At 63.9% G+C, this 26,613-nt stretch carries 23 protein-coding genes; 3 read left to right on the forward strand and 20 right to left on the reverse strand.

Annotated elements, in window-relative coordinates:
- Positions 1 to 2 precede the first annotated feature (2 nt).
- The 3 genes from B0G76_RS30825 to B0G76_RS30835 all read left to right on the forward strand — a co-directional run bounded on the left by B0G76_RS30825 (position 3) and on the right by B0G76_RS30835 (position 3,437).
- Positions 3 to 902 carry an acetaldehyde dehydrogenase (acetylating) gene (locus B0G76_RS30825; protein ID WP_120295826.1) on the forward strand — a complete coding sequence of 300 codons (900 nt, stop codon included), beginning with the start codon at positions 3 to 5 and terminating at the stop codon, positions 900 to 902.
- Positions 903 to 912: 10 nt separating this feature from the next.
- Positions 913 to 1,947: a 4-hydroxy-2-oxovalerate aldolase gene (dmpG, locus tag B0G76_RS30830; protein WP_120295827.1), complete on the forward strand. Its 1,035-nt coding sequence runs from the start codon at positions 913 to 915 to the stop codon at positions 1,945 to 1,947.
- A 296-nt stretch (positions 1,948 to 2,243) separates the two neighbouring features.
- Positions 2,244 to 3,437: an IS4 family transposase gene (locus B0G76_RS30835; protein WP_120295828.1), complete on the forward strand. Its 1,194-nt coding sequence runs from the start codon at positions 2,244 to 2,246 to the stop codon at positions 3,435 to 3,437.
- 152 nt (positions 3,438 to 3,589) lie between these two features.
- On the opposite strand, the gene B0G76_RS30840 is transcribed toward B0G76_RS30835, so the two are convergent.
- The 20 genes from B0G76_RS30840 to B0G76_RS30935 form a co-directional block, all read right to left on the reverse strand.
- Entirely contained in the window at positions 3,590 to 4,666 is a 1,077-nt protein-coding gene (locus tag B0G76_RS30840) for a Rieske 2Fe-2S domain-containing protein (RefSeq protein WP_120295829.1), read from the reverse strand.
- A 156-nt stretch (positions 4,667 to 4,822) separates the two neighbouring features.
- Positions 4,823 to 7,336, reverse strand: a complete 2,514-nt coding sequence (locus tag B0G76_RS30845; RefSeq protein WP_120295830.1) for an RND family transporter — start codon at positions 7,334 to 7,336, stop codon at positions 4,823 to 4,825.
- Between the two features lie 97 nt (positions 7,337 to 7,433).
- Entirely contained in the window at positions 7,434 to 8,432 is a 999-nt protein-coding gene (locus tag B0G76_RS30850; protein WP_120295831.1) for a YCF48-related protein, read from the reverse strand.
- Between the two features lie 157 nt (positions 8,433 to 8,589).
- Positions 8,590 to 9,795: an acetyl-CoA C-acyltransferase gene (locus B0G76_RS30855; RefSeq protein WP_120295832.1), complete on the reverse strand. Its 1,206-nt coding sequence runs from the start codon at positions 9,793 to 9,795 to the stop codon at positions 8,590 to 8,592.
- 40 nt (positions 9,796 to 9,835) lie between these two features.
- Positions 9,836 to 10,342 (reverse strand): MaoC family dehydratase, encoded by a 507-nt coding sequence (locus B0G76_RS30860; protein WP_259460776.1) that lies wholly within the window; start codon positions 10,340 to 10,342, stop codon positions 9,836 to 9,838.
- Positions 10,342 to 11,145: an SDR family oxidoreductase gene (locus B0G76_RS30865; protein ID WP_120295833.1), complete on the reverse strand. Its 804-nt coding sequence runs from the start codon at positions 11,143 to 11,145 to the stop codon at positions 10,342 to 10,344. Before B0G76_RS30865 ends, B0G76_RS30860 begins: the two co-directional genes overlap by 1 nt.
- Positions 11,142 to 12,350: an acyl-CoA dehydrogenase family protein gene (locus B0G76_RS30870; protein ID WP_120295834.1), complete on the reverse strand. Its 1,209-nt coding sequence runs from the start codon at positions 12,348 to 12,350 to the stop codon at positions 11,142 to 11,144. The genes B0G76_RS30865 and B0G76_RS30870 overlap by 4 nt, the downstream gene beginning before the upstream one ends.
- Complete coding sequence (locus B0G76_RS30875; RefSeq protein ID WP_120296924.1) at positions 12,350 to 13,660, reverse strand: acyl-CoA dehydrogenase family protein; 1,311 nt, start codon at positions 13,658 to 13,660, stop codon at positions 12,350 to 12,352. The genes B0G76_RS30870 and B0G76_RS30875 overlap by 1 nt, the downstream gene beginning before the upstream one ends.
- A 4-nt stretch (positions 13,661 to 13,664) precedes the next feature.
- Positions 13,665 to 14,540: an SDR family oxidoreductase gene (locus B0G76_RS30880; RefSeq protein ID WP_120295835.1), complete on the reverse strand. Its 876-nt coding sequence runs from the start codon at positions 14,538 to 14,540 to the stop codon at positions 13,665 to 13,667.
- 37 nt (positions 14,541 to 14,577) lie between these two features.
- Entirely contained in the window at positions 14,578 to 15,729 is a 1,152-nt protein-coding gene (locus B0G76_RS30885) for an acetyl-CoA C-acetyltransferase (protein ID WP_120295836.1), read from the reverse strand.
- Positions 15,729 to 16,790: an acyl-CoA dehydrogenase family protein gene (locus tag B0G76_RS30890; RefSeq protein WP_120295837.1), complete on the reverse strand. Its 1,062-nt coding sequence runs from the start codon at positions 16,788 to 16,790 to the stop codon at positions 15,729 to 15,731. The genes B0G76_RS30885 and B0G76_RS30890 overlap by 1 nt, the downstream gene beginning before the upstream one ends.
- 72 nt (positions 16,791 to 16,862) lie before the next feature.
- A complete protein-coding gene (locus B0G76_RS30895; RefSeq protein WP_120295838.1) occupies positions 16,863 to 18,044 on the reverse strand; it encodes an acyl-CoA dehydrogenase family protein in 1,182 nt (393 codons plus the stop codon).
- Positions 18,041 to 18,859, reverse strand: a complete 819-nt coding sequence (locus B0G76_RS30900) for an enoyl-CoA hydratase family protein (RefSeq protein ID WP_120295839.1) — start codon at positions 18,857 to 18,859, stop codon at positions 18,041 to 18,043. Before B0G76_RS30900 ends, B0G76_RS30895 begins: the two co-directional genes overlap by 4 nt.
- Positions 18,860 to 19,015: 156 nt before the next feature.
- The gene (locus B0G76_RS30905; RefSeq protein ID WP_120295840.1) at positions 19,016 to 20,098 is read right to left on the reverse strand and encodes a nitronate monooxygenase family protein; all 1,083 of its coding nucleotides are present in this window, start codon (positions 20,096 to 20,098) and stop codon (positions 19,016 to 19,018) included.
- Complete coding sequence (locus B0G76_RS30910; RefSeq protein ID WP_259460777.1) at positions 20,095 to 21,000, reverse strand: enoyl-CoA hydratase; 906 nt, start codon at positions 20,998 to 21,000, stop codon at positions 20,095 to 20,097. The genes B0G76_RS30905 and B0G76_RS30910 overlap by 4 nt, the downstream gene beginning before the upstream one ends.
- An 8-nt stretch (positions 21,001 to 21,008) precedes the next feature.
- The gene (locus B0G76_RS30915; protein ID WP_120295841.1) at positions 21,009 to 21,806 is read right to left on the reverse strand and encodes a CoA-transferase subunit beta; all 798 of its coding nucleotides are present in this window, start codon (positions 21,804 to 21,806) and stop codon (positions 21,009 to 21,011) included.
- Between the two features lie 10 nt (positions 21,807 to 21,816).
- Positions 21,817 to 22,701, reverse strand: coding sequence for a CoA transferase subunit A (locus B0G76_RS30920; protein ID WP_120295842.1), 885 nt, complete (start codon positions 22,699 to 22,701; stop codon positions 21,817 to 21,819).
- Between the two features lie 75 nt (positions 22,702 to 22,776).
- Positions 22,777 to 23,673, reverse strand: coding sequence for a VOC family protein (locus tag B0G76_RS30925; protein WP_120295843.1), 897 nt, complete (start codon positions 23,671 to 23,673; stop codon positions 22,777 to 22,779).
- A gap of 76 nt (positions 23,674 to 23,749) precedes the next feature.
- On the reverse strand, positions 23,750 to 25,399 hold the full coding sequence (locus tag B0G76_RS30930) for a FadD3 family acyl-CoA ligase (RefSeq protein ID WP_120295844.1): 1,650 nt from the start codon (positions 25,397 to 25,399) through the stop codon (positions 23,750 to 23,752).
- A 67-nt stretch (positions 25,400 to 25,466) separates the two neighbouring features.
- Complete coding sequence (locus B0G76_RS30935; RefSeq protein WP_120295845.1) at positions 25,467 to 26,612, reverse strand: ferredoxin--NADP reductase; 1,146 nt, start codon at positions 26,610 to 26,612, stop codon at positions 25,467 to 25,469.
- Position 26,613: the final 1 nt, after the last annotated feature.

The following is a 26,613-nucleotide window of genomic DNA, read 5'->3' on the forward strand; positions in this document are numbered from 1 at the left end:
CAATGAGCAAGATCAAATGCGCGTTGATCGGGCCCGGCAATATCGGTACCGATCTGCTTTACAAACTGCGCCGCAGTGCGGTGCTCGAACCCGTGTGGATGGTGGGCGTCGACCCGGACTCCGACGGCCTCGCGCGGGCCCGCGAGATGGGACTGAAAACGACTGCCGACGGCATTGACGGCCTGCTACCGCATCTGGCCGCCGACGACATCCGTATCGCCTTCGACGCCACTTCCGCGTACGTGCACCGCGAACATTCCGACAAGCTGACCGCGCGCGGCGTGCGCGTGATCGACCTGACGCCCGCCGCGATCGGGCCGTTCTGCGTGCCGCCGGTCAATCTCGCCGCGCAGATCGATCAGCAGGCGATGAACGTCAACATGGTTACGTGCGGCGGTCAGGCCACCATTCCGATGGTGTACGCGGTTTCGCGCGTGCAGCGCGTGGTGTATGGCGAGATTGTCGCGACCGTGTCGTCGCGCTCGGTCGGCCCCGGCACGCGCAAGAACATCGACGAGTTCACCCGCACAACCTCGCGTGCGATTGAGCAGGTCGGCGGTGCTGCGGTGGGCAAGGCGATCATCGTGATCAATCCGGCCGAGCCGCCGCTGATCATGCGCGACACCATCCATTGCCTGACCGAAACCGATCCGGATGTCGAAGCAATTACGGCCTCCGTGCACGCCATGATCGAGGAAGTACGCCAATACGTACCCGGCTATACGTTGAAAAACGGCCCCGTGTTCGACGGCCGCCGCGTGTCCGTGTTCATGGAAGTCGAAGGTCTCGGCGACTATCTGCCGAAATACGCCGGCAATCTCGACATCATGACCGCGGCTGCCGCGCGCACCGCCGAAGTATTTGCACAACAGATGCTTGCCGCATCCCCTGCCACTGCGTAAGGAGTCCACCATGTCATTAGCAGGAACCCGCATCACCGTGCACGACATGACGTTGCGCGACGGCATGCACCCCAAGCGTCACCAGATTTCACTCGACCAGATGCGTTCGATCGCACGCGGCCTCGACGCCGCCGGCGTACCGTTGATCGAAGTCACGCACGGCGATGGCCTGGGTGGCGCATCGGTCAATTATGGCTTTCCTGCGCATACCGACGAAGCCTATCTAAGCGCCGTGATCGGCGAGCTAAAACAGGCCAAGGTGTCTGCCCTGCTGCTGCCGGGTATCGGTACGGTTGAACATTTGCGCATGGCGCACGGGCTCGGCGTGCATACCATCCGCGTCGCGACGCACTGTACGGAAGCGGACGTGTCGGAACAGCACATTGGTCTTGCGCGCAAGCTGGAGATGGACACGGTCGGCTTTCTGATGATGGCGCATATGTCGCCGCCCGAGCAGCTCGCAAGCCAGGCGAAGCTGATGGAATCGTATGGGGCGAACTGCATCTATATCACCGACTCGGCGGGTTCCATGCTGCCTGACGATGTGACTGCACGGATTGGCATTGTGCGTGCGGCGCTGAAGCCGGAGACCGAGCTTGGATTTCACGGGCATCACAATCTGGCGATGGGGGTGGCTAATTCGATTGCTGCTATCGCTGCCGGGGCCAATCGTATCGATGCCGCTGCAGCAGGGCTTGGGGCTGGCGCTGGCAATACGCCGATGGAAGTTTTTATCGCTGTTTGCGAGCGAATGGGGATTGAGACTGGGGTTGATGTTTTTAGCATCTCCGATGTGGCTGAAGATCTTGTGTTGCCGATCATGGATGCGCCGATCCGGATTGATCGCGATGCGTTGACGCTTGGGTATGCGGGGGTTTATTCGTCGTTTTTGCTGTTTGCCAAGCGGGCTGAAGCGAAGTATCGGGTTCCGGCGCGGGATATTCTTGTCGAAATGGGGAGGATGCGCCTGGTCGGCGGGCAGGAGGATATGATTGAAGATACGGCGTTGACGCTTGCTCGGGAGCGGGGGGTATTGGTGTCATAGGCTTTTTTTGCCTGCGCGGCGCTTTTGGTCTGTATGCCCACGGCGGTGGGCTTTGCCTGGTTTTTTTGCCTGCTCGGCGGTTGCTGTCTGTGTTTTTATGCCGTTGGCCTTTCCTTGATTTGTTAGTGGTCTATTAGCGTTGCCCCTGTGCGGGGCAATGCTCTCAACTTAAGCCTTAAAGGGCTTGTAAACGAGGCATTGCCCCTGTAAACTTCATCGCATAACTCACTGATAAATCAACGATATGAACTCAAATACCAGCGTCCTCGCGGTTTCTGGCTGAGTTCTCCGATTTCCTGCTCGATCCGGCGCTCGCCGATCGCGTGCGTCGTTCTCCCACCGCCTTTACCCGCAATCGCAGACTGACCTTGCCGCGCATGGCCGCGCTGATGATGTCTGGCATGTGCGCCAGCGTGCAGACCGAACTTGACGCGCTATTCGGCGCACTGGGAAGCGGCGGACGCACCCGCGCTGTCAGCGCACAGGCCTTCAGCAAGGCGCGACAGGGACTGTCTGCCGAACTGTTCGAACTGGCCCGCACCCGCCTGATTTCACTGGCCCAACCCCATATCGATTCGATGCGCTGGAACGGGCTGAGACTGGTCGCAGCGGACGGTAGTCGCCTGCGTGTGGGCACGCGTCGCGGCCATGAACTGCGCGCCGATCACTACGCGTTTGCGCTGTTCCTGCCGGGCTCCGAACTGACCCTGCACGCCGCACTTCATCCCGCCGACGGCGGCGAGCGGCAGATGCTGTTCGAAGCCCTCGATGTACTGCAGCCGCGCACCGACCTGCTGCTGCTCGATCGCGGCTATATCGGCAACGCGATGGTGGCGGCGCTCGCGCAGCGCGAGATCCCGTTCTGCATGCGCGTGGATGCGCGTAACTGGAAGTGCGTCACCGTCTTTGCCCGCAGCGGTAAAGCCGAGCGCGTCGTGACACTGGAGGCGCCCAGCGAACTGGATGCCCGCGACTATGAACTGGCGCGTACGCCGACGACCGTGCGGCTGATCCGCGACGTCACGCCAGGCGGGCGCGTGCGTGTGCTGATGACCTCGCTGCTCGATGGCGAGCGTTATCCGGGCGCATCGTTCGGCGCGCTCTATCACCAGCGCTGGCGGGTCGAGGAGGCGTTCAAACGACTCAAGCACCGTCTCAGGCTGGAAGCCGTTACAGGCCTCGATTACCTGGCATTGCAGCAGGACTTCGGTGCAAAAATCCTCGCCGACAACCTGTGTACATTGCTCAGCGATCTCGATGCGCCGCACGACGACAGACATGCCAGCCGTCCTAACCGGGTGTACGCACTGGGCGCACTAAAGCCCATCCTCGGCGCGTGCCTTCTGCGCATCCGGCGCTGTCTGGACGGCCTTGCCGGTGTGCTGGAAATGATCCACCACACCCGATGCCGGATACAGCCCTCACGCTCCTATCCAAGGCCACCCAGAAAAGCCAAGCCCCACTTCCATCTCGCCTACAAACTCGCCTGATGCAGTGGGGCTTAAGTTGAGAGCATTGCCCCGCACAGGGGCGACGCTAATAAACCAATATCAAATCAAGGAAAGGCCAAAACCATAAGCGCACAGACAAAAAGCGCCGCGCAGGCAAAAACCACAACAAAGCACCGCCCTGCAAGGGCCAATCACCCTTCAAACACATGCCGCAAAGCCGGCGGCGCACTGCCATCGCGCACTTTAATCTCCACAACCTTCCTCGCCGTACTAGACGGCCTTACCTCCGCCGCATCCAGATAAAACTGCGAATACCAATCACGCATCTGATACAACGGACCATCGCCCTCGCACAACAACGGATTGTCGATGCGCGTCTTGGTGTCCCAGATCGTCACGTCTTCATAAAACGCGGCCTGCGCCTGCTTCGAATACGCGCGCGCAATCTCCATGTTCTGTTCGTCGGATAAACCGGGAACCTTCTTCACCATCACGCCATAACGCAACTCGAAACTGTTCATGTCGATCGGCACATGGCAGTTCAGCAGAATCGAATGAATCGGATGGCCGCCGCTTTGCCCCGTCATCTCAGTGATGTGATACGCCGGGCCAAAGTAAGTGGACAGCGCGATCAACTCGTCGTCACCGAGACGTTCGCTGCGGCCCACCAGCAATTGCGTCGCTTTGTGCCCTTCGAACAGGTTCGCGAAGTAATCGACCGGCGCGCCGTGCACCGTGGAAAAGTGCGCCATGTCCGAAATGTTGTCGACCAGCTCGCGGCAATTGGTGCCGATCACCATCAGGTCCACGACCCAATCGGACCACTCGTCGGAGGAACATGCATCGATGCGGGGAATCGCGACGTCCTCGCCCGGCGGATTGCCTTCAGGATCGTGCCAGATGAATAGCAACTGGTTCTGTTCACACGTCTGCCATGTGCCGATTTTGGCCTTCGGCGGAATCCGCTTGCAGTACGGAATCGACTGGCAGTTGCCCTCTCCGTCCCACTGCCAGCCGTGAAACGGACACACCAGCGTGTCGCCGTCCACGCGGCCACTGCTCAGATCGCCACCCATATGGGGACAAAAACCGTCGACCACGTTCACGCGCCCCTGCGAATCCATGAACGCGGCAAGACGTTGGCCAAAGATGTTCAGCGTGTGCGGCTTGCCGTCCTTATAGTCACTGGCAAGACCAAGACAATGCCAGCCGCGTGCATATCGCTGCACCAGCGGCTGCGCTTCAATTCTGTAGGGACGTGCGGACATCTCGTATCTCCTCCATTGGAAAAGACGGCGCTCCTGGATAGCCGCCGTCATCAGTGTTCTTGCGGAGCGCGCGGACACTTTCGCGCTCACGCCTGACGATAAGCGCGACGCACTCCGCCTTCATCGTCCCGACGGACTAGGGACTTCAGCTACCCGTCAGCGTGCGGGATTACCATGCTCGAGCGCTGCGGGCTCGACTTCGCCAGGAGCCGACGCAGCACCGCGCACAGACGCCCCCGGTCCTGCCGGCAGATCCGGCACGTCCGCCGCATTCGGCACGTCCGCTGCGCCAAGCCGCGCGCCCGCACGCCGCTCCGCCCGCTCCACCCCGAGCCATGCCGCCAGCGCAGGCAACAGAAACACCGCGCCGAACAGATTGACGAGGAACATGAAGGCCAGCAGCACACCCATATCGACCTGGAACTTGAGCGCCGAAAACGCCCACGTCCCCACGCCTATGAACATGGTCACCGCGGTGAACAAGGCCGCGGTGCCGCGTTGACGCATCGCCGCCGCGAACGCTTCGGGCAACGAGGCGCCCGCGCGCACTTCGTGCTGCAACCGTTCATACAGGTAAATGCCGTAATCGACGCCCACCCCCACGCCCAGCGTAATCACCGGCAACGTGGCAACCTTCAGCCCGATGCCGAGCCCCGCCATCACCGCGTTGCACAAAATCGACACCACCGTCAGCGGCACGACGATGCACAACACCGCGCGCCACGAACGGAAGGTCACGAAGCACAGCAATGCGATCGCGCCAAAAATCGACAGCAGCATCGCCACCTCGGCGTCGCCGACTGCTTCGTTAGTCGCCGCCATCACGCCGACGTTGCCGCCCGCGAGCCGGAAAGCGATATTCGGCGTGTGGTCCGCGGCCGCCAGCCGTTTGATTTCATCGACGATATGCGCGATCGTCTTGCCCTCGTGATCGGTGGTGTAGATCAACACCTGAATCGCCTGGCACTTCTCAGTGTTCATCCCGTTGTCCGGATCGAACGCGCTCGCGCCTTGCGTGAGGCCGTCGCTCGAACGCGGCAGTGCGCCCCAACGCGGATTGCCTTCGTTAAAGGCGGCAATCGAAATCTTCGCGAGCGAAGGCACACTCACCACCGACTGCACGCCCGCCACACCACGCATCTCCATCTCGAAGCGTTCGATCGCGCTCATTACCGGATAGTGCAGACAGGCATCGTCGAAACCGGTCGTCTCGACAATCACCGCGAGCGCATCGACGCCGATGTTGTACTGGCTCGTGATTCGCGCATTGTCGAGGTTGTAGCGCGAGGTGCTGCGCAATTCGGGCGCGCCGGCGCCGATGTCGCCGATCTGCAAATTGCGCGACTCCTTTGCGCCGAACGCCAGCAACAGCAGCGCGATCGCGAACACGCCAGGCGCCGGTGCGGGCCGCGCGAATATCGCGAAGCGCGTCCATAGGCGGCTGCCGCCACGCGCGGCGCGGTTCTGTGCACGCGTCAGGGTGCCGGCTTCCAGCTGCGTGTACGACAACAGGATCGGCAAAAACACCTTGTTGGTGACGATCATCAGCAGCACGCCGAGACAGGCCGTCACGCCGAGTTCACGCACGATCTCGATCTGGATGCGCATGATCACCATGAAGCCAAGCGCATTCGTCAGCAGCGCCACTGTGCCCGGCACGAATAGTTTGCGAAATGCGTCACGTGCCGCATCGGTGGAAGACATGCCCGTAACCAGCGCCTGTTTCCAGGCATTCGTCATCTGCACGGCATGCGAGACGCCGATTGAGAAAATCAGGAACGGGACGAGGATCGACATCGGATCGATGCCGAGGCCGAGGATCGGCAACGCACCGAGCAGCCACACCACCGGCAGCAACGCGACGAACAGCGCAAGCACCGTGGTCTTCGCCGAGCGCGTGTACACGAACAGCAACGCGGCGGTAATCAGGAACGCGAGCGCGAAGAAGCCGATCACCCCGCTGATGCCCGCCTCGACATCTCCCACCAGTTTCGCAAAGCCGATGATGTCGACCTCGACATCCTGATTCGAATAGCGCGCGCGAATCTGTTCGAGTTGCCGCGCCACCGCGCCGTAATCCAGATGTTTGCCGGTGATGGGATCGGTCTCGCGTAGTTCTGCGCGAATCAGCGCCGAATGCAGATCGTTGCCGACCAGTCTGCCGATCTGCCCGGAGCGCGCCACGTTCCGGCGCACTTTGGCGAGATCGTCGGGGTTCGCACTGCTGAACTGGCCGGGCACAACTACGTCGCCACGAAAACCCGCTTCGGTGACTTCCGTATAGCGCACATTCGGCGTGAACAGCGAGAACACGCGCGAGCGGTTTACGCCGGGAATGAAGAACACGTCATCGGTCGCGTGACGCAGGTCGTCCATGAACGCCTGGTTGTAGATGTCGCCGTGCCCCTTCCAGCGCAGACTCACGAGAATCGTGTTGGCGCCCGGAAAGGCGCTCGCATAGCGGTTGAACACCTGCATATACGGGTGCTGCATCGGGATCATCTTGTTGAACCCGGGATCGAGCCGCAGGCGCGTCGCGGAACACCCCAGCGCGACGGTCACCGCGAGGCACAGCGTCAGCAGGATGCGCCGGTGCCGCATGATGGCGTCGGCGCAACGCTCGACAAAATGCGAAAGGCGGGACGAAGAAGGATGGGACGATGCGTTCATGATGCGTCTCACGGCAAGGCAACGGGGAGCGCGGCGGGCGCGGCGAATCGGTAGCCGGCGCGCGCGCTATGGAATGTCGGCGAACGAAGCCGCGCGTTCAGGAAGGTGGCGCGCCGGGCGACGCAAGCTGAGATTGGACTGCTGGCGACACTGGCAGCAACGCCACGCCTGCTTCTCCGCCCAGCGCAAGCTCGCCATGCCCGGCGTCGACCACGGCCGCGAGGCTCTGCACGCCACCCACCTTGCGGACCGTGAAGCTCTTTCCGTTATCGCGCGAGGTGACGATCGCGCCGCCCTGGCCGACCAGCACCAGCTCGCCGTCAGTGAGTTGCACCGCGCCGAAGTAGGAGGTGCCGATGCGGCTATCGATATGTGTCCACGTGTCGCCCTGATCGGTGCTGCGCAGCACGTTGCCGCGCATGCCGTACGCGAGCCAGTCGCCGTTCTCAAGCTTCAGCACACCGAATAACGAGCCCTGATAGGGGACGGGCCGCTTCTCCCAGGTCGCGCCGTTGTCGATTGAGCGCAGCAGCGTGCCGGTTTCGCCGGCGATCATCAGACAGCCGCTGGAATCGCCAGAAATCGCATTCAGGTGACGATCGTCAGCGGGCGTTTTCTGTTGGGTCCAGGTGGCGCCCGCGTCGTGCGAAACGAACAATTGGCCGAAGCTGCCGCTGGCGAATACCAGTCCGTTTGCATTGCCCCACACGGACAGCAACGGGTCCGAATGCTTACGCTCGAAGCGCACTTCACTCCAATGCGCGCCGCCATCGACGGTGCGCACGATCCAGCCGTCGTGCCCCACCGCGATGCCGATACGCGGCGAAATGAAAAATACCTGCGTCAGCGCAGACGCCTCGTCGGATGCCATCGCGGCGCGCCGCCAGGACGCGCCCGCGTCGTCGCTCAGGAGGATCACGCCGCGCTCGCCCACCGCGACGACGCGCGTGCCCGCTTTGGCGAGTCCGTTGATCTGCAGGCGATCGGCCTGAATGGTGGTCGCCGCGAAAGCCGGCACCGGGCGAGGCGAAAACGCAAACAGCGCCGCGCCCAGCACGGCCGCCGAGAGCAGCAAGCCGGGAATTGTCGATTTCATTTTTGTCTCCTGTCGACCAGATGTCGATCGGCGTTCGCGCTTTAGCTGTCGATCGGAGTTGGCGCTTTAGCGCTTACTCCGATCCCATGCAAAGCTCGTTACTCTGGTCCCATGTAAAGCTCGTTACTCTGGTCCCATGTAAAGCTCCGACCGCGGTCTACGCCGCTGTTTCGAAGAGTGCCGCAGCGCCCATCCCGCCACCGACGCACATGGTCACCACGACATACCGCACGCCGCGCCGCCGCGCTTCGAGCAGACCGTGCATCGTCATTCGGGTGCCGGACATTCCGAACGGATGGCCGACCGAAATCGCGCCGCCGTTCACATTCAGGCGATCGGCAGGAATATGCAGTTGATCGCGGCAGTAAATGACCTGGCACGCGAACGCCTCGTTCATTTCCCACAGGCCGATGTCGTTCATCGTCAGTCGATGACGTGCCAGCAGTTTCGGCACCGCGAGCGCCGGACCGATGCCCATTTCGTCGGCACCGCAGCCCGCCACCGCCATGCCACGATAGATGCCGAGCGGCTTCAAGCCGCGTTGCTTCGCTTCTACTGCGCTCATCACGACTACCGCCGCCGCGCCGTCGGACAATTGCGACGCATTGCCCGCCGTGATGAACTCGCCCTGCGCGATCGCCTCACCACCGCTCCAGACCGGCTTCAGCGCCGCCAGACTGGCCGCGCTTGTATCGGCGCGATTGCATTCGTCGCGCGTGGCTCGCACGCTTTCGCTGCCGGTTGGTTTGCCTTCCTTATCGAACAGCGCGCGTTGCGCATCGAACGGCACGATCTCTTCGTCGAAGCGACCCGCCGCTTGCGCCGCGGCCGTGCGCTGCTGGCTCGTCAGCGCGTATTCGTCCTGCGCCTCGCGCGAAATGCCGTAACGGCGCGAGACGATTTCCGCCGTTTCGATCATCGCCATGTACGCGGCCGGTTGGTGCGCAAGCACCGCGTCCGAACGCGCCCGGTAGGCATTCTTGTGCTTGTTCTGCGTCAGCGTGATCGACTCCACGCCGCCCGCCACCACGATCCGCGCGTCGCCGCACAGGATGTTCTGCGCGGCCGTCGCGATCGTCATCAAGCCCGACGAGCACATCCGGTCCATCGCCATGCCCGGCACCGAAGCCGGCAACCCCGCCGCGGCCGCCGAGAGCCGGCCGATGTTGTAGCCCTGGGTGCCCTGTTGCGCGGCGCAGCCCATCAGCACGTCGTCGATATCGGCGGGGTCGAGTTGTGCGCGCTCGACCGCGGCGCGCACCACGTGGCCGCCGAGTGCGGGCGCTTCGGTGTCGTTGAACACGCCGCGATACGCTTTGCCGATCGGTGTGCGCGCAACCGAGACGATGACCGCTTCGTTCATGAAATATTCCTCTACGGGTGCTACAGCTTTCTTCGGGGTGCTACAGGTAGTAGCGGCTGATGGTGTCGGCCACGCAACCGGGTTTAGTCTCGCCGTCGATTTCCACGGCCACGCGAATCCAGGCCTGCACGCCGCCTTCAATCGCTTCGGCGCGCAGCAACTGGCCGACGCCGCGAATGCGCGCGCCGGCTCGCACCGGTGCGGGAAAGCGGATCTTGTCGCAGCCGTAATTGACGCCGAGCCGCGCGCCGTCGATACGCACGATTTGCGGCAGAAAGAAATTGACGAGCGAAAGGGTCAGGAAGCCATGCGCAATGCAGGCGCCGAACGGACCGAGCCGCGCGCGTTCCTCATCCACATGCACCCATTGATGATCCAGCGTGGCGTCCGCGAACAGCGCGCTGCGCGCCTGTTCGACCTGCATCCACGCACTTTCGCCGAGCCGTTCGCCGACCGCCGCAATCAGTTCGTCCGGATGAGCGAACACGCGAGCCGGCAGCGGGTTGCCGAGTGGTTCAGTCCGCGCTTCCATCATCACACTGTCCATCACGCGTGCTGACTGCTGACCGACAGCACTTCGCCGGTCATATACGACGCGTAGTCGCTTGCCAGAAAGACCATCACGTTCGCTACCTCCCACACTTCGGCGGCGCGTCCGAATGCTTCACGCGACGCCAGTTGATCGAGCAGATCGGCCGAAGCCGACTTCTTCAGAAAATCGTGCAGCGCAATACTCGGCGCCACCGCATTGATCCGCACGCCGTACGGCGCGGCTTCGAGCGCGGCGCAGCGCGTGAGCGCCATCACGCCGGCCTTCGCCGCCGCGTAGTGCGCCTGTTCCGCCTGTGCGCGCCAGCCGAGCACCGACGCGTTATTCACGATCACGCCACGGCCACGCTGCTGCATATGGGGCAACATCGCCCGCGTCATGCGGAAGGTGCCGGTAAGGCTAATGTCGATCACCCGCGACCATTCGGCATCGTCCATTTCGACGATGCGACGCGCGCCGCCGAGCCCGGCGTTGTTGATCAGCACGTCGACGCCTTCCATCTTGTCTTCGGCGTCCGCCACCAGCGCGCGTACCTCCTCTTCCACCGAGACGTTGCACAAACGCCCGTAAGTTGCCCGCAAACCGGTTTCAGCGCGCAACGTCTCGACCGCCTGCGCGAGGCGCTTTTCGTTGATGTCGGAGATGAAGAGCGCGCGGCAGCCCTCTTCCGCGCTGCGTTTGGCGGCGGCGAAACCGATGCCCGCACCGGCGGCCGCCGTAATCAGCACGGATCTACCCGCCAGCAGTTGATGGCCCGGCACATAGGCAGGCGCGCTCCGCACCGTTTGGGATTCGTTCATAGTGTTCCTCGGGGTTCTCTCGGCATGCCGAGCCCGCGCTCGGCCATGATGTTCAATTGGATTTCGTTGGTGCCCGCGTAGATCGTGTCGGCGCGTGAGAACAGGAACACGCCCTGCAGGCGCGTGCGCTTCGCATCGGCGCTGTCGATCAGATTGGCGTTGGGACCGAGCACGTCCATTGCCAGTTGGCCGAGTTCGCGATGCCAGTTCGACCAGTAGTATTTGTAGATCAGCGCTTCACGGCCCAACGCGCCGCCGTTCTCGCCGGCGTCAGCACCGGCCAGCATGCGCAGCGCGTTGTAACGCATCACGCGCAAACCCGCCCACGCCCTCGCGATCCGTTGGCGAATCAGCGAGTCGTTCGCAACCCCCGCTTCATGCGCCGCGTCGACCACCCATTCGAGTTCGCGGATGAACTGCATCTGCTGACCGAGGGTGGACATGCCGCGCTCGAAGCCGAGCAGCGACATCGCAATACGCCAGCCGTCGCCGGGGGCGCCGACCAGGTCTTCGGCGGCGGCAAGCGCGCCGTCGAAGAACACCTCGTTGAATTCCGCGCCGCCGTTCAATTGTTTGATCGGACGAATCTCGATGCCGGGTTGATCGAGCGGCATCAACAGGAACGACAATCCGCGATTGCCCCTCGATTCCGGTTCGGTGCGCGCGATCATGAAGATCCAGTCGGAATCGTGCGCAAGCGAGGTCCAGACTTTCTGGCCACGCACGCGCCAATTGCCGTTTTCTTCGCGGACCGCACGTGTGCGAACGTTCGCGAGATCCGATCCCGCGCCTGGTTCCGAATAGCCCTGGCACCAAAACTGCGTGCCGTTCAGGATGCCAGGCAGAAAACGCTTGCGTTGGTCTTCGGTGCCGCATGCGATCAGAGTCGGTCCAAGCAAACCCTCGCCGATATGGCCCATGCGCCCTGGACCGCCGGCCCGGGCGTATTCCTCGTGGAAGATCACCTGGTCGGCGACGGACATCGCACGGCCGCCTTGCTCCTTCGGCCAGCCGAGGCCCGTCCAGCCGCCGCTTGCCAGTTCACGTTCCCATTTCTTGCGCAGCGCCGGATACGCTTCCTCGTCGCCGGGACCGCCGCGGTATTGCAGGCAGGCAAATTCGCCGCTTAGGTGCGTGCTCATCCACTCGGCGACTTCCACACGCAAGCGTTGCTGTTGCGTTTCGCTGTTCGTTTCGCTGTTCATCAAAGCACTCCCGCGAGGACGGCTTGCACGTGGTCGGCATGGGCCAGCGGCAAGGACAAGCTCGCGCCCAAAGGCTCGCTGCGATCGACCACCTGGTCCGCGATAAACGACAGCATCTGCGCGGTCGTGCCGAATTGCGCGCTAGAAGCCTGAGCGCGTTTGAAATAGAGTTGCGGGTCGTATTCCCATGTGAAGCCGACGCCGCCGTGCAACTGGATCGCTTCCTGAGCGCAGAAGCGGAATGCTTCGTTGGCGGTGGCTTTTGCTGTGGCGATATCGGTGAGCACTTCCGTCGGTAACGAAGCGCCGGCCTGATTGCGCATCGGGTCCGGTGCCTGAGTCTGCAATTGATTCCGCGCGTGATCCCAAGCCAGCGCCGCGCCGAGAACGGCCGAACGCGTTGCCTCGATGTCGACCATCATCTGCGCGCAACGATGTTTGACCGCTTGAAACGACGCGATCGCACGGCCGAATTGCACGCGCTCTGCCGTGTAGGCAAGCGTGAGGTCAAGGCACTGCTGCGCGCCGCCGAGTTGTTCGGCGGCCAGCGCCAGCGCGGCAAACCACACGGTGACGGACAGCGCACGTTGCGCCTCGCTGCCACATGCCAGCAGCGCGTTACGCTGCACATCGACCGCATCCAACTCGACACGCGCCAACGGGCGCGTCGAATCCAGCGTGATGAGCGGCGTGCAGGTCAGGCCCGCAAGATCGGCGCAGTTCAGTTCGAACAGCGCGATGGTCTGCGCTTCGTTCGCGATCAATGCGGGCACCAACAACAGATCGACACTCGTACCGTCGACAACTTGTGCCAACGTCCCAGACAAACGGTAGCCGTGAGCCGTCTCTTCCGCGTAAAACGCAACCTTACGTGCATCGAAGACGGCCGCTGCATAAACAGAACCCGTCCTTGCCTCGAAACCGGCCGTTGTTTGTAAGGCGAGCGTTGCGCTCACCTCGCCGCCCGCGATCCGCGAGAGCCATTCACGAGCCGCCGCTGATTCGCACTGCGCCAGCGCCGTCGCCGCCAGGCATACCGTGCTGAAATAAGGCACGCAGGCAAGACGCCGCCCCATCTGTTCCATCAGCAACACCAGTTCCGTCGCGCCCAGGCCCGCGCCGCCCGCTGCTTCCGGCACGGTCAGCGCGCACCAGCCGAGTTCGCCGGCGAGCGTCTGCCACAGCGCATCGTCGCGGCCCGCGCTGTGTTCGATCGCCTGCCGCACCGCCGCCGATGCGCTGCGCTCCGCCAGCACGTCAGCCGCCGAATCGCGAATCATGGTTTGTTCTTCGGAGAGAGCGAGGTTCATTGCGTCAGCTTCCGTACACTTGCTGCGCCGGCTCACGCTCCGCGACCAGCGCCGCCACCGCGCCGCCCACCGCATTGACTTGCCAACGTGCGCCGATGTCGATGCGCGGCCCCGTTCGCCAGCCTTCGGCCACTGAGATCATGCCGCCCGCCGCTTCGAATACCTGCCCCGTCACGTCGCGCGATTGCACGCTGCCGAGCCAGACGACCAGTGGCGCAACGTTGGCCGGATCGAAGTAATCGAAGCCATTGGCCGGCCTTTTCATCATCTCGGCGAATACGCCTTCGGTCATCGAGGTGCGCGCCGCCGGCGCCAACGCGTTCACCCGAACGCCGTAGCGTTGCAATTCCGCGGCCTGCATCAACGTCAAGGCCGCGATGGCCGCCTTGGCCGCGCCATAGTTCGCCTGGCCGATCGACCCTTGCAGACCCGCCCCCGAACTGGTGTTGACAATGCGCGCATCCACCTCGCGCCCCGCCTTCGCGGCATCGCGCCACTCGCGTGCCAGCAGTTGCGAAAGACAGAAATGTCCGCGCAGATGGACCCGCATCACGTCGTCCCAATCGGCTTCGGTCATGCTGGTGAACATCCGGTCGCGGCAGATGCCCGCGTTGTTCACCAGCACATGAATCTCGCCGAAGGCCGCGTGCGCAGCGTCGATGATGCGTTGCGCGGTATCGATGCGCGTAATGTCGTCGGCATTCGCCAGTGCCCGGCCGCCGGCTCGCACGATCTCGTCGCAGACAGCTTGTGCGGCCTCCTGACGAATATCGTTGACCACCACCGCCGCACCCTCGGCGGCAAACGCCAGCGCGTATTCGCGGCCCAACCCTCCACCCGCGCCGGTAACGATCACGGTGCGTTCGTTGCAGATTTCCATGCTTGATCCTCGTAGACAGTGATGCGCTTATTTGCGCTTACAGGCGCTCGATGATCGTGACGTTGGCAAGCCCACCGCCCTCGCACATCGTTTGCAATCCGTAGCGGCCTTGCGTGCGTTCAAGCTCGTGCAAGAGGCTCGTCATCAGCCGCGCGCCGGTTGCGCCGAGCGGATGGCCAAGCGCGATCGCGCCGCCGTTCGGATTGGTCTTCTCGTGCGGATAGCGCGTCTCAGCCAGCCACGCGAGCGCCACCGAGGCGAACGCTTCGTTCAGTTCCACCACGTCGATGGCGTCGAGCGAAAGGCCGGTCTTCTTCAATGCGTGACGTGTCGCGGGAATCGGCGCGGTGAGCATCCACAGCGGATCGTCGCCGAGCACGCTCAGGTGATGAATACGCGCGCGCGGAGTGAGGCCGTAACGTTTGAGCGCCTCTTCGGAGACGATCAGCAGCGCGGCCGCCGCATCGCAGGTCTGGCTCGAAACAGCCGCCGTCAGCGCGCCGCCGGGCATCAGCGGTTCAAGCGAAGCCATCCTGGCGAGCGTCGTGTCCTTGCGCGGGGTCTCGTCGTGAACCACACCGGCGACCGGCACGATTTCGCGCGCAAAGTACCCACCTTCGATTGCCGCCAGCGCGCGCCGGTGACTCTCCAGCGCGTACTGCTCCATCGTTTCGCGCGAAAGATTCCAGTGATCCGCGATCCGCTGCGCCGCATGAAACTGCGAGACCGGCGCATCGCCGAACCGCGAGCGCCAACCAATGCTGCCCGAGAACGGATCGGTGAAACCCAGCGGCTCGGCCGCCGTCATCGCCGACGAAATCGGGATCTGCGTCATGGTCTGCACGCCGCCCGCAACTACCACATCCTGCGTGCCGCTCATCACGGCCTGCGCGGCAAAATGCACCGCCTGCTGCGACGAACCGCATTGACGGTCCACCGTGACGCCGGGCACCGTCAGCGGCAAGCCCGCGGCGAGCCAGCAGGTGCGCGCGATATTGCCCGCCAGCGGACCGATCGTATCGACGCAGCCGAACACGACGTCGTCGTACTCATCGGCGGGAATGCCGTTACGGGCGACCAGTTCCTTCAGCACAAAGCCGCCGAGATCCGCGGCATGCACCTGCGCGAGTCCGCCTTTGCGGCGGCCGGTGGGCGTGCGCAACGCATCGACGATATAAGCCTGTTTCATTAGGAGTCCCGTTCGAAAGTACGGGCCGGTCCGATCGGCGCGCATGACTCGATCAGCGCGTCGGCCACACGGTTCTTGTGAAACGTCGTGTCGCCCCAGCTACCCGAGAGCGCCCAGATGCGTTTCATGAAGATCTGCAAATCGAGCTCCCACGTGTAGCCAATCGCGCCGTGCACCTGCATCGCGTGGCGTGCGGCGAGCTGCGCTGCTGCGGCGGCGGCGAGCTTTGCGTGGGAGACGTAGAGCGCGCGCTGCGGGTCGTTGTCGGCGATCGCGCAGGCGGCGCGATACACCACCGGCCGCGCGAACTCATAGCGGATCGCGACGTCGGCGAGCAGATGCTTGAGCGCCTGATATGAGCCGATCGGCTTGCCGAACTGCTTGCGTTGCGCGCTGTAATCGATTGCGACGTCGAGCACGCGCTGCGTGAGGCCGAGCAATTGCGCGGCGACGGCGAACGCGCCCTGATCGAGTGCGCGCGCCAGCAACGGTTGCGCCTCGGCGGCCGTTGCCACCCGTGTGGCGGGCGTTGCCTGCCACACGAGTTCGAACAGCCGGCGCGAAGGGTCGACGCTCTGCACCGCATTCAATCGGTAAGCGCCGGGCGTGAGCCAATGCAATTCGCCGTCCCGCTCGCACAACAGAACCCGTGCGACGTGCGCGTCGCTAACATACGGATTCACCGGATGCCCAATCGCCACGCGCGCCGACCCCGACGCGATATCGCGCAACAGCGCGTCGCGTTGCGCGCTGGCGGGCAAGCCTTCCAGCATGCCGACGGCCACGAGCGCCGTATCGAGTAACGGCTCGGGTCCCCCGAAATAGCCATAGGTCTGCGCGAGCAGCGCCCACTCCACGTCACCGAGCCCCAAGCCGTCGTGACTTTCCGGCACCGATACGGCCGTTAAGCCCTGCGAGGCGAACATATCCCACATGCGCTCCGAGCGACCCGTGGGCGTGTTCCACAACTCGCGGATCAGCTCCGGCGTCATCTCCGTCATCAGAAAGCGCTTGACGCTGCTCGCCAATGCTTCCTGATCTTCGTTGAATACGAAATCCATAGTTCCTCGCTCAATCCTTTAAGCGTCTGAATGCGGGCTGCAGCGGGTTGCATGCTGCTTGCAGCACCGGCATCACGAACGCGGCATTCCCAGCATCCGTTCCGCGACGATGTTGCGCTGGATCTCGTTGGTGCCCGCATAGATCGGGCCGGCCTGCGCGAACAGGAAACCGTCGAGCCAGGTGCCGAGCGCCGCGTGTTGCTCGTGCGTTTGCGGCAGGACCTCGGCGCGTGCGCCGAGAATGTCGAGCGCGGTTTGATGCATGCGCAGATCGAGTTCGGACCAGAACACCTTGTTCGTGCTCGACTCCGCGCCGATGTGGCCGCCCTTCTGCAAACGGCTCGCGGTCGCGTAGGTGGAAAGCGCGTAGGCCTGCGCATCCATGCACGCGCCGATCACCCGGTCGCGCAAAGTCGGATCGCGGTCGGCTTCTGCGCGATGCGCCAGATAGAGCGCGCGCAATGCTTCGGCAGTGCGTTGAAAACGTGCGGGCGAGCGCAGCATCAGGCCGCGTTCGAATCCGGCGGTTGCCATGGCGACCTGCCAGCCCATGCCTTCACCGGCGAGACGGTTTTCGACCGGCACGCGCACGTCGTCGAAGAAAATCTCGGCGAAACCCGTCTGGCCGTTCAACTGACGGATCGGCCGCACGGTGATGCCCGGTGTCGAGAGCGGCACCATCAGGAAAGTCAGGCCGTGATGGCGCGTGGATTGCGGATCGCTGCGAAACAGGCCGAACAGCCAGTCGGCCCACACCGCGCGGGTCGACCAGATCTTCTGGCCGTTCAGAATGTATTCGCCGCCCGTGCCGCCGTCGGTACGGATCGCGCTCGCGCGGATCGCCGCCATGTCGGAGCCGGCGTTGGGCTCGGACCAGCCTTGTGCCCACACGTGTTCGCCCGCCGCCATGGCCGGCAAAAAACGGGCCTTCTGTTCGTCCGTGCCGAAGTCCATCAAGGTCGGGCCGAGCAGGAAGATGCCGTTCTGATTCACGCGCATCGGTGCATCGGCGCGCCAGTATTCTTCTTCGAAGATCAGCCACTCGATCAGATCGCAGCCGCGTCCGCCCAGTTCGCGCGGCCACGTCACCATGCTCCAGCGGCCGGAATGCAGCGTGCGCTCCCATTCCCGATGCGCGCCGAAGCCCGCTTCGGTGTCGAAACTCGGCAGCGGTTCGCGCGGCACATGGCGCGCGAGCCAGCTGCGAATTTCCGCGCGAAATGCGCGTTGCGCCGGCGTGTAGTCAAGCTTCATGTGCGCCCTCCGGCCTGACGTTCGGCGTCGTGGGCGCCATCGAACTGCGCGTCGCGTTTTTCGATGAAGGCCGAGCGTGCTTCCGCCGAATCGTTCGTCATATACGCCTGCAACGTTAAGCCCTGCTCCCAGCGATATTTGTCTTCGAGGTCGCCGTCTTCGACACCGTTCAGCGCTTCTTTCGCGAGTTGCAGCATCGCGGGGCTCTTCGAGGCGATCTTGCGGGCAATCTCGAACGCCGCCTCGCGCAGTTGTTCGCGCGGCACCACGCGCTCGACCGCGCCGAGCCGGTAGGCTTCTGCGGCGTCGACCATGTCGCCCGTGAAATACATGGCGCGCACTTTCTGCACGCCGAACATCCGTTGCAGGTGGGCGCCACCGCCCATTGCGCCACGGTCGATCTCAGGCACGCCGAAGCGCGCGCAGTCGGAGGCGACGATCACGTCCGCCGCGCCGCAAATGCCGATGCCGCCGCCCAGCACGAAGCCATGCACCGCGACGATCACCGGCTTCGGATTGCGGTGCACCGCGCGAAAGGTCGCGTAATTGCCGGCGTTGACTGCGACGATCCGTTCGGGATGCGCCGCCAGTTCCTTGATATCGACGCCCGCGCAAAAGCCTCGCCCCGCGCCACGCAGCACGATCACGTGGACGCTGTCGTCGCGACCCAGCGCGTCGATTGCGTCGGCCAGCGCCTGCCAGCCGCGCGCATCGAGCGCATTGACCGGCGGCTGGTCGATCACCAGTTCGCCGATGCCGCCTTCGCGTTCGATCCTGAACGGCAGCGCGCGGACGCTATTGATGGGTTCTGTCATGTCTCCGTCCCTGGTGAATGTTTGTGGGTTTGCTTTATGAGGTCATGCGTTCAGTTATGCGTTGTGTCATGCCTCGTGTCGCGTGTTGGGTCACGCCTGACGTCATGCAGCGGCGCATACGTTGGAGCGTGCGTGGCGTCGGCGTCATGGCTTGATTCACACGTGAACCGGCACGCCGCGCATGGCCGCAAGCGCATCGAGCCGCGCCACGGCATCGTCGACAATGCGTGCGATCAAGGTCTCGCACGGCTCGATCGCGCCGATCACCGCGGCGACCTGGCCGCTCGGCAATACGCCCTCGTCCGGCTTACCGTCAACGATGGCGCGTTGAATCAGAAACGGTGCGTTCGCCGCCATCAGCGTCTGACTCGCGGTGTAGCTGTGATCGCGCAGTGCCTTCTGACCGAGCGACGCCATCTGTGCGAAAGTCATGCCGCTCTGGCGACGCCACGCTTCAGCTGTGCGCAACGCGAAAAGCGTGCGGCGTAATGGGCCGAAAGCTTCGAGACGCAGCAGATAAGGGTTGTCGATCATGCGTTGCGGCAAGCCGTCGAGCGCCGCGGATACACGGATTTGCGACGGGTCGTTGACCGCCACGTAGCGTTCGAGCGTCGAGCGCGGCACGGGCGACTCTTCCGCCATCAGAAAACGCGTGCCCATGGCAATGCCTGCCGCGCCGTAGCCGAGCGCCGCCGCGAGACCGCGTCCGTCGAAGAAGCCGCCTGCGGCGATCACCGGCACGTTCACAGCATCCAACACACGTGGCAACAGCAGCGTGGTCGGCATCGACCCGGTATGGCCCCCGCCCTCCGCGCCTTGCGCGGTGACCGCGTCGGCGCCCAGTTCGACCGCCTTAGCCGCGTGTTTCGGTGCGCCCACGGTGGGGATGCACAACACGCCCGCGTCCTTGAAGCGGTGGATCGTCTTCGCGTCAGGTCCGCGTCCGTAGCTCACTGCACGCAGCCGGTGCTTGATCGCCAGATCGACCACCTGTGCCGCGTTCGGCTGGAACATATGGAAGTTGATGCCGAACGGCTTATCCGTCAGTTCCTTCACGCGCAGGATTTCCGCTTCCACGCGTTCGGCCTCGAGCGTCGCGCCAGCCAGAAAACCGAAGCCGCCCGCATTACAGGTTGCGGCGACGAGCTTTGCGTCGGCAACCCAACCCATGGCCGTCTGCACGATCGGATAGCGGCAGCCGAGCAGATCGCACAAGGGCGTATGCAGCGTCGTGCTCATGCGGCTTCTCCGTCGGCCTTTCCGTTCTCTTGCGTGGCGGCAGATGTGGCCGCAGCGGGCCGTTGCGATTCGGCCATTTTGCGGGCGTCGTACCCCCCCAGCTTGTCGCCACTCACCAGCTCGTTGTGTGCATGCGCGAAGTGATGCCAGGCAAATGCCGCATCCATCGCCGCGCGCTTGCCTTGCAATTCTTCGACGTGATTCACGGCCTGCTTCGTCAGCGTCAAGCCGAGGCGCGGCATGCGCGCGATCTTCGCGGCGATTTCCGTCGTGGCGTCCTGCAAGCGCTCGCGCGGCACGACGCGGTTGACCATGCCCATCTGATACGCGCGCGCCGCGTCCATCCGTTCGCCGAGAAACAGAAACTCCTTGGCGATGCGTGGATTCAGTTCATACGCATGCGCGAAATACTCGACGCCTGGAATGCCCATGCGCACCACCGGATCGGAAAAGAACGCGTCGTCCGATGCTACGATCAGGTCGCACACCCACGCCAGCATCAGGCCGCCCGCCACGCACGCGCCCTGCACCATCGCGATGGTCGGCTTGGGCAGATCGCGCCAGCGGCGGCACATGCCGAGATAGACTTCCTGTTCGCGGGCGTACAGAAACTCGCCGCCTTCCTTGCCGACATGGTCGTACCAGAGCGAGGCGCGCTCGAACGACTGGTCGATGTCGCGGCCCGGCGTGCCGATATCGTGGCCCGCCGAAAAATGCTTGCCCGCGCCCGCAAGAACGATGACCTTCACCGCATCGTCGTTCGACGCGCGCTTGAACGCGGCGTCGAGCGCATACGTCATTTTCGAGTTCTGCGCGTTGTGATACTCGGGGCGGTTCATCGTGATCGTGGCAATGCCGTCGCTCACGTTATAGTCGACGACGCTTTCGTGGGTGGCTTGCATAATGTCCCTCACACGCGGCGCGGCGCGGGGTTATTGCGCACAACACTCGCACGCAGGTTATGCGGGTCGAGCGCGCGCACGATCCGAAGATCGTCGGCGCCTGGCGGTGGCGTTACGTGCATGTCGGGATGCGCGCGCAACTCGAATCCGGTCGCGTCCTGCACTTCGTCGAAGCTCACACCAGGATGGAGCGAGCGCACCTGAACCGCATCATTCGCGCCGCCAAAGTCCATCACGCACAGATCGGTAATCACGCTGCGCAGATCGGTGAACGCGCGCATGCCGGGGATTTCGCGTGCCGGGTTGTAGCCCACGCTGCACACCATGTCGACTTCACCGGCAACGAACGCACGTTTGCTATGGCCGGAGACGAAAAACGAATTCGCGTGATTGATGCTGTTGCCCGGAAAACCGCGCGCGCCGAGTAGTTGCGTTTTCGGGCGCGCATAGTCGTCGCCGAGCCAGGAGATATTGGCCTGACCGAAACGGTCGATCTGCGTGGGCATCACCAACGCGTGACGCTTGCCATGCCACACGCAATCGAACACGCGCTCGTAGGTCATCAGGCCGGACGCCTGCAGGCGATAACCCGCCTCGCGCGGTCCGAGCGGCACCGGGCTTTCGACGAGATAGGCTTCGCCATCGGTAAGCATCAAACCCGCGTTGTAGGCGAGGCGCGCAAGACCAGCGGCCAAACGTGGGCCCGTACCGATGCCGGTGGCCAGCACTTCGCCGTCATCGCGCCAGACGCGCGCCGCCGCGGTAATCATCAATTCGGCGAGGGAATAGTCGAGAGAGTCGCTCATGTGCGCTCCATTACAGAATCGGCAACGGCAACGCCGCTACATGGGACCGGCCGCCTGCGCGTTGCAGATAGCCCGGTTCGTCGGCGCCTACTACCTCACTCAGGTAAGCCGCTGTTTGTTGCACGTCTTCCGCGCTCGCGCAATATGCCTTCAGATGCGGCAGATCCCAGCCATAGGCAGGCGCGCACGATGTGGGATGCGCGCCGCACGGCGCGTGCACCACGCCGCTTACAAGCGATCGCTCGAAGGTGTTGCGGCGCGCGAGATCGAGGTCGTTGCTCGCCAGCGTTTCGACCAGCGTTTCGCTGCTGACGAAGCACTTCGCCGCAGCCCGTGCAAACCATGCGTCGAAGAAAGGATCCGGACCGTCGATGCGCGTATTGCCCATCCGGTCCGCGGCGTTCACGTGCAGCAGCGCGGCGTCGAGTTCGAGCGCCGGCATCGCCAGCAGCGTCTCGCCGCCATAGGGCGATTGCACGGTGCGCAGATGCGGTGCGTGTTTCAGCAGATCGGTGCCCAGCCCGACACGCGTCGGCAAGAACGGCAGACGTGCCGCCGCGGCGCGCAGGCCGAGTTGCAGCAGGCCTTCGTCGAGTTCCCACACGTCGAGCGCGCCCTGTTCGCGCGCCCGGCGAAAATGCGGTTCGAGCGGAATCACATCGAGTGAAACGAAGCCGAACACGAGCTTGCGGACTTTTCCTGCGGCACACAGCAGCCCGACGTCAGGGCCGCCATACGCGACCACGGTGAGGTCCTTCAGATTCGAGCGGACAATTTCGCGCACGAGTGCCATCGGTTTGCGGCGGGGACCCCAGCCGCCGATGCCGATCGTCATGCCGTCGGAAAGTTGCGCGACGGCATCGCGTGCGCTGAGTGTTTTGTCGAGTTGTTTCATGCGGTATTCCTGCGTACTTGCTGCGGGTTTGCTGCGTGCTCTCTGCGAATATTCTGTGGGGTTGCCAATCAGGGCCTAACGGAATCCAACGCTGAAGTCGTGGCCCCACAGGCTCACGCGGGTCGCCTCGTAGACGCTGTGCTGCGCCCAATCGACCGTCAAGCCGCCGTAGCCATACTCGAGATCGAAGCCGCCCGGCGTTTTCATGTAGAACGAAATCATGTGGTCGTTGCAATGACGGCCGAGCGTGGCGGAGAGCTTCACGCCGTGCGTGGCGACCCGGTCGAGCGCGCGGCCCACTTCGTCCATCGAGTTCACTTCGGCCATTACGTGGATGCAGCCGGACGGCACCGCGAGGTCCATGATCGCGAGGCTGTGATGGCGCGCGTTCTTGCAATGCAGAAAGTGGATGCGCTTCTCGGGTTCGGCGGGATCGTCGGTGAAGCGCACGCGGAAGATGTCAGAGAGTTCGAAGCCGAGCACGTCGCGCAGGAATGCGTCGGTGGCGTCGAAATGCGGGGCGGGCAGCACGGCGTGACCGAGACCCATCGCGCCGGTAACGAAACCGCTCACGCCGAGCGGCGAAGCGAAACGCCGGAAATCGGCGCGCACGCCCCAGAAGAACTCATGCCGGTTGCCGGACGGATCGGTGCACCACGCCATCGCCTGCACGCGGCGCAGCGCGGCGTCTTTCGCGCTGGCGCGGATCGTTTCCACGCCGGCCTGCTCGAGGGTGCGGATCGCGTCGTCGAAGGCGGCCGCGTCGGCCAGTTCCCAACCCGACGCGAAATAGCGATCGGCGTCGCCAGGCACGATCAGGTAGCGGAAATCGCGCTCGTCCATCTTCACGTACAGCGCGCCGTCCGTGGCGTCCTGCGTCTGCATGCCCAGCACGTTTTCCGCGTAGCCGCGCCATGTGCCGACATCCGCCGACTGCACGACAACGTAGCCTAAAGCCCGTACATCGATCATCTCCGACTCCTCCAGAACCTGTTGTTGTCAGGCTTATTCTGGCGGTCGGGGGGGCGGCTAACATCGTCTGTTGAGACTAGCTTGCGGCGGTGTTTTCAGCGGATTTTTCCTGGTTTTCGGCGCTGCTTTCGACGTCACTTTTGACGGCCTCGCGCAAGCGGTATTTGAGCACCTTGCCCGCCGCGCTGACAGGCAACTGATCGACTAGCGTGAGATGCCGCGGCACCTTGTAGTTCGCCATGTTCTTGCGAGCCCAATCGGTCAGTTCTTCCGGGCTCGCGTGCTCGCCCGAGCGCAGCACCACATACGCATGTCCCACCTCGCCGAGCCGTTCGTCCGGTACGCCGACCAGCGCGACCTGCGCCACCGCGGGATGCGCGCTGAAGAGCCGCTCGATCTCCGCCGGATAGCAATTGAAGCCGCCGACGATGAACATGTCCTTGATACGGTCGGTGATACGCAGATAGCCGCGTTCGTCGAGTGTGCCGAGGTCGCCGGTATGGAGCCAGCCTTCATCGTCGATGGTGTCGATGGTGGCGTCCTGCTGGCCAAAATAGCCTTGCATCACGTTGTAGCCGCGAATCAGCACTTCACCGGTCTCGCCGGTGGCAACCGCGTCGCCGCTGCTGTCGGCAATCCGAATCTCCACGCCGGGCATTGCACGGCCCGAGGTGTGAGCGACGGTTTCGGCGTCGTCGCCACCGCGGCATAGCGCGGCAAAACCGCATGACTCCGTGAGGCCATAGCCCGTCAGCACCGTTTCGAAACCCAGTTGCACGCGCATCCTTTCGATGAGACTCGGCGCAATCGCCGCCGCGCCGGTCACCGCGACGCGCAACGACGACAGGTCGCGCGTGGCCAGGTCCGGCATGTCGAGCAGCGCGTGATACAGCGTCGGCGGCCCCGGCAAGACGGACACACGGTCACTCACGATGCGTTCGAGCACACGCTCCGGGTTGAACACGAGATGCGGCAGCACGGTCGCGCCGCTCGCGAACGCCGCGAGCCAGCCAGCCTTGTAGCCGAACGCATGAAAGAACGGGTTGACGATCAGATAGCGATCGCTTTCGCGCAGCGTTGCGATCTGCGCCCAATCGTGAACCGCATGGAGATTCTGGCCGTGCGTGGTCATGACGCCTTTCGGACGGCCCGTCGTGCCGGACGTGAACATGATGTCCATCAGCGTGTCGGGACGCACCGCCGCCTCGCGAGCACGGAACGCGTCCATCGAGGTGCCTGCCGCGCGCAGCAGGAACGCGTCCCAAGTCTCGTCGTGGGCGCTCGCTTCCGATTCCGTTTCTGTTGCCGGGCCGTCGAACACCACGATGCGTTCAAGCGTCGCCGGACGGTGTGCGGCCAGCATGGCCGGATACGAATCGCCAAGGAAGGTGCCGCAGCAGAACAGCAGCCGCGCGCCGCTGTCCTCAAGAATCGCCGCGGCTTCCAGGCCTTTCATGCGGGTATTGATCGGCACCAGCGCTGCTCCCGCGCTATGAATCGCGAGCGCCGCCACGATCCATTCAGCTATGTTCGGCGCCCAGATCGCGATACGCTCGCCCGGCTGGATGCCGCAGCTCATCAACGCGCGCGCCGCTCCGATCCGCGCCGCGTCCAGTTGCGCATAGCTCAGGTCGCCCTGGGCTGTTTCGATCGCGATGCGCGTGCCGTAGCGCGCGGCGCCGCGCGCGATCAGCGCGGGCGTCGTCAGGATGTGGTTGAGCGTCATGGTGAATTCGATGGGTGGGGTTCGCGGCAAGCGCAACACGCGAGGGTCGCGCGTGCGAACCGCGAACCTAGTCGGGGAAAACCACGCGCAGCGTCGCGCTGGCAGGTGTCGCACTACAGGCAAGCGTCCAGCCGTCCGTCAGATCGGCCGCATCGAGCACATGGTTGGCGTTCAGGTTCACGCTGCCGGCTTCGACCCGGCACATGCAGGCGCCGCACAGACCGCTGCGGCACGAGTTGGGTGCGGGCACGTCGGCGCGCAGCATGGCGTCGAGCAGGGTTTCACCGCTTTCGCAGATGAAGGTGAAGGTGTTGCCATCGAGCACGGTTTCGATTGCAGCGTTGGTGACGGAGCTTGTATCGGTCGAGTCCGCGGCTGAGGGTACGTCAGGTAGTTCTGGTGCTGCGGATGCGGTGCGCGCTTCCGGCGCGCCCGTTGCTCCAGTCGTGTCAGTCGCTCCGCGCGTGCCAGGCAGGCCGCTCACGCCAGGCGCAGCCGGCAAATCCGGCAGCGAAGCAAACCGCTCCACATGCACCTTCGCTCGCGGCAACCCCAGCGCCAGCATTGCCGCCAACGCATTCTCCATAAACAGCGCGGGCCCGCAGATAAAGCATTCCTGCGTGCTCCACGGCCGCGCCAGTTCTTCAAGATGACGCTGCTGCGGAATGCCCTGCACGCTATCGAGCCAGTGAATCACGCGCAATCGTCCCGCGTGCCGCTGCCCGAGCTGCCGCAATTCTTCGCTGAAAATCACCGACTGCGCGTCCCGATTCGCGTAGATCAGGGTCAGCATGCCGCGCCCGTTCACCAACGCGGACTTGAGGATCGACAGCACCGGCGTGATACCGCTGCCGCCCGCGAACAGAAGCAGATCGCCGTCGAGCGAACGCGGCGTGAACACACCGGCGGGCGCCATCACGTCGAGCTCGTCACCGGGCTGGATGCTGTCGCACATCCAGTTCGACACGCGCCCGTCGCGTACCCGCTTGACGGTGATCTTCGGCGCGCGGTCGATGCCCGGCGCGCTCGACAATGAATAACAGCGCTGCACGACAGCATCCGCGCAAGGCACCTTGAGCGTGAGAAACTGCCCCGGGCGATAGCTGAAGGCATCGTGCAGCGTCTGCGGCAGATCGAACACGAAAGAGCGCGCGTCGGCGCTCTCCGTGATCACGTCCGCCACTTTGAGCCGGTGAAAACGCGAATCGGCCATG

Source organism: Paraburkholderia sp. BL23I1N1, from assembly GCF_003610295.1.
In the GTDB taxonomy this organism is placed as follows: Bacteria; Pseudomonadota; Gammaproteobacteria; order Burkholderiales; family Burkholderiaceae; genus Paraburkholderia.